General features: G+C 72.6%; 4 protein-coding genes. 3 read left to right on the top strand and 1 reads right to left on the bottom strand.

The window, feature by feature from the left end; genetic code table 11:
* The 3 genes from VF697_RS12835 to VF697_RS12825 all read left to right on the top strand — a co-directional run.
* Window positions 1-398, top strand: a 398-nt coding sequence (locus VF697_RS12835) for a putative inorganic carbon transporter subunit DabA (protein WP_331094725.1), incomplete at its 5' end; no start/stop codon positions are given.
* Window positions 385-1,806 carry an NADH-quinone oxidoreductase subunit L gene (locus tag VF697_RS12830; RefSeq protein WP_331094724.1) on the top strand — a complete coding sequence of 474 codons (1,422 nt, stop codon included), beginning with the start codon at window positions 385-387 and terminating at the stop codon, window positions 1,804-1,806. The genes VF697_RS12835 and VF697_RS12830, both read left to right, overlap by 14 nt.
* Window positions 1,806-3,311, top strand: coding sequence for an NADH-quinone oxidoreductase subunit M (locus VF697_RS12825; protein ID WP_331094721.1), 1,506 nt, complete (start codon window positions 1,806-1,808; stop codon window positions 3,309-3,311). The genes VF697_RS12830 and VF697_RS12825 overlap by 1 nt, the downstream gene beginning before the upstream one ends.
* 27 nt (window positions 3,312-3,338) lie before the next feature.
* Here VF697_RS12825 and VF697_RS12820 read toward each other — a convergent pair.
* Window positions 3,339-3,582: AMP-binding enzyme (locus VF697_RS12820; protein WP_414641282.1), on the bottom strand; the 244-nt coding region annotated here is incomplete at its 5' end.

The raw sequence follows: 3,582 nt of genomic DNA, 5'->3' as shown, positions 1-3,582 counted from the left end.
TGGACGGGGTGGAGAGCGACCTGCGCACCGGGCTGCCGCGACAGATGATTGAAATCCACGAGCCGGTGCGCCTGCTCATCGTCGTGGAGGCGAGCGTGGCGCTGCTGTCGGCCATCTACGCGCGCCAGCCGATGCTGCGCGAGCTCATCGGCAATGAGTGGGTGCAGCTGGTGAGCCTGGACCCGACGACGGGCCAGCAGCAGCGCTTCACCCCCCGGGGCTTCCAGCCCCTCACTCCACCCAGCGCGCCCCTGCCCGTGGTGGCCTCCTCGCCCGAGTGGTACCGCGGACAGCGGGACTTCCTGCCTCCGGCGCTGATCGACAAGACCCTGGCCGGCCCGCCCGCCGCGCGCCGCGTCCCCTCACCTTCTGGAGATTCCGTCCATGCCGCTCACTGAACTCCAACTCGGGTGGATCGCGGCGGCCGTGCCGCTCTGGCCCCTGGTGGCCTTCGGGGTGCTGGGAGGCGTGATGCTCGTCCACCGCGCGCCGAGCGAGCGCACGGTGGTGCGCTGGGTGCTGGGCGCGCTGTGGCTGTCGCTGGGCTGCTCGGTGGTGACCGCGGCCAGTCTGGCGCTGCACCCCCGGGACGTGCTGGAGGTGGAGGTGGGCCAGTGGTTCTCCGCCGGGGACTACACCTTCCGGGTCTCGCTGCTGATCGACCGGCTGTCGGCGACGATGATGGTGCTCACCAGCGCCATCACCCTGCTCATCGGCCGGTTCTCGGTGAACTACCTGCACCGCGAGCCGGGCTTCGCGCGCTTCTTCCTGCTGCTGTGCCTCTTCACCCTGGGAATGCTGGTGCTGGTGGAGAGCGGCAGCATCGACCTGCTCTTCGTGGGCTGGGAGCTGGTGGGCCTCACGTCGGCGCTGCTCATCGCCTTCTTCCACGAGCGGACGACGCCGGTGCGCTCGGGGCTGAGGGCCTTCACCATCTATCGGCTGTGCGACATGGGCCTGCTGGTGGGCGTGGTGCTGCTGCACCACTTCACGGGCACGGCCGAGTGGGCGGAGGCCTTCGGGGCGCGAGCCTGGCCGGGCGAGGCGGTGGCGCTCGGAGGGGTGCCGGCCACGGTGCTGGCGCTCTGCCTGACGCTGGGGGCCATGGGCAAGTCGGCGCAGCTGCCCTTCAGCAGCTGGCTGCCTCGCGCGATGGAGGGGCCCACGCCCTCCAGCGCCCTCTTCTACGGGGCGCTCTCGGTGCACGCGGGCGTGTATCTGCTGCTGCGCGTGGCGCCGGTGCTGGAGCACGCACCGCTGGCGCGCGGGGTGCTGGTGGGGGTGGGCCTGCTCACGGCCGTGCATGCCACGCTGGTGTGGCGGGTGCAGACGGACGTGAAGAGCTCGCTGGCCTATGGCGTTCTCACCCAGGTGGGCCTGCTGTTCGCCGAGGTGGGCCTGGGGCTGTACACGCTGGCGCTGGTGCACCTGGTGGCGCACGCCTGCCTGCGGTGCCTGCAGCTGCTGCGGGCGCCCTCGGCCCTGCGCGAGGCGCAGGCGCGACGCGCGGCCCTTCGCGCGGCGAAGCCTCCCGCCGTCGCGGTGGCGCACCGGGTGCTGTCCGAGGGCCTGCTGCGGCGCTTCTACCGCCTGGCCCTGGAGCGCTTCGCGCTGGAGGTCCTGCACGAGCGGTGGGTGATGGGCCCCCTGCTGCGGCTGGGCCAGTGGAGTGACAAGGCGGAGCGGCGCTGGGTGGGTGCACTGAGCGGCTGGATGCCGCGCCAGGAGCCGAGCCAGCCCGAGCAGCCGCCCGAGATGACGCCCGCGAAGCAGTCCTCGGGCGGCCAGTCGACAGGAGTCATGTAATGCAGCCCTCCCTTCCTCTTCTCTCGTTGCTGGTGGCGCTGCCGGCGCTGGGCGCGGTGGCGCTGCGGTGGGTGCGTCAACCCGCGCGGGCCCGTCAGGTGGCCACGGGCGTGGCGGTGCTCACCCTGGCCCTGGCGGCCGGGGTGGTGCTCCTCTTCCGCGGCGGACAGCCGGAGCCGCAGCTGCTGGAGTCGGGGTTCCGGGTGCCGCTGCTCGGCCTGGTGTACCGGCTGGGCGTGGACGGCGCGAGCGTGCTGGCGCTGGCGCTCACCGCGCTGCTCACCCTGGGACTGGTGGCGGCCGGTCCGCACCAGGCCCTGGACCGGAGCACGCTCGTCGTGCTGCTGCTCACCGAGAGCGCGACGCTGGGCTTCTTCTGCGCGCAGGACCTGGCGCTGATGCTCGCCTTCTTCCTCGCCACGCTGGTGCCGCCGAGCGTGCTCGTCTCCCGCGGCGCGCGGGCGGGGCCGGAGGCGCGAACGTTGCGCACCTTCCGGACCTACATGATCGCCGGCACACTGCCGCTGCTGGCGGCCACGGTGCTGGTGGGCGTGGCGGGCTGGCGCGCGGGGGTGGAGGAGCCCTTCGCCTTGACGGAGCTGCTCGCGCGCGGAGTGCCGGACGCGTGGCAGCGGCCCCTCTTCGGGCTGTTGCTGCTGGCGGTGGGGGTGCGGATGGCGGTGGTGCCCTTCCACTCCTGGCTGCCCGTCCTCATGGCACGCGGGCCGTACGGACTGGGCCCGCTGCTGGTGAACGTCCACGTGGGGCTCTACCTGCTGGTGCGGGTGGTGATGCCCCTGCTGCCCGAGCAGTGGAACCATGCCGGGCCGCTGCTGGGCGTGCTGGGACTCTGTGGGGCGCTCTATGGCGCCGTGCTGGCGCTGGCGCAGGTGGACCTGCGCCGCATGGTGGGCTTCCTCCTGGTGAGCCAGTCGGGGCTGCTGCTGGCGGGGCTCGCGATGGTGAATGTCCAGAGCCTCGCCGGGGCCCTGCTGCAGAGCGTGGCCGTGGGCCTCGCGTTCACGGGGCTGATGCTGGTGGTGAGGGCCCTCGAGGCCCGCACGGGCACCACGGACCTGACGCGGCTGGGCGGGCTCGTGCGCCGCGCCCCGCGCATGGCGGCCTTCTTCTTCCTGCTGGGCTTCGCCAGCCTGGGCTTCCCGGGGACGATGAGCTTCGTGGGCGAGGATCTGCTGCTGCACGGCATCCTGGGTGCCCACCCGCTGGTGGCGCTCCCCATGCTGCTGGCCACCGCCATCAACGCCATCGCCTTCTTCCGGGCCTTCCAGCGCACCTTCCTCGGGACGCCCGCCCATGGCCACGCCCCAGCGCTGGAGACGGTGGAGGAGCTGCTGCCCCGGGAGCGGTGGGTGGCCCTCGGGCTGTTCGCGCTCGTCGTCCTGGGGGGGCTGGTGCCCGGGCCGCTGCTGCGCCTGCGCGAGTCCCAGGTGGCGTCGCTGGTGGAGCGCGTGGCCCCGGTCGAAGAGGCCCGCGCCGAGCAGTAGGCGGCGCCAGGCAGGGGGGCTGAAGGTTCAGTCCCTCTTCGCGGGCTGCTGGGCCATGGCCCGCAGGTCCGTGCGGCGGATTTTACCGCTCACCGTCTTGGGCAGCTCGGTCACGAACTCAATCTCCCTCGGGTACTTGTAGGGCGCCGTCGTCTTCTTCACGTACTCCTGGAGCTCCGTGATGAGCGCCTCCGAGCCCGTGAACCCCGGCGCCAGCACCACGTAGGCCTTGATGCGCTGGCCGATGCGCTCGTCCGGCACGCCCACCACG

This window comes from Archangium sp. (assembly GCF_036388035.1).
In the GTDB taxonomy this organism is placed as follows: Bacteria; Myxococcota; Myxococcia; order Myxococcales; family Myxococcaceae; genus Archangium.
This window is presented reverse-complemented; position numbering and strand designations above follow the sequence as displayed.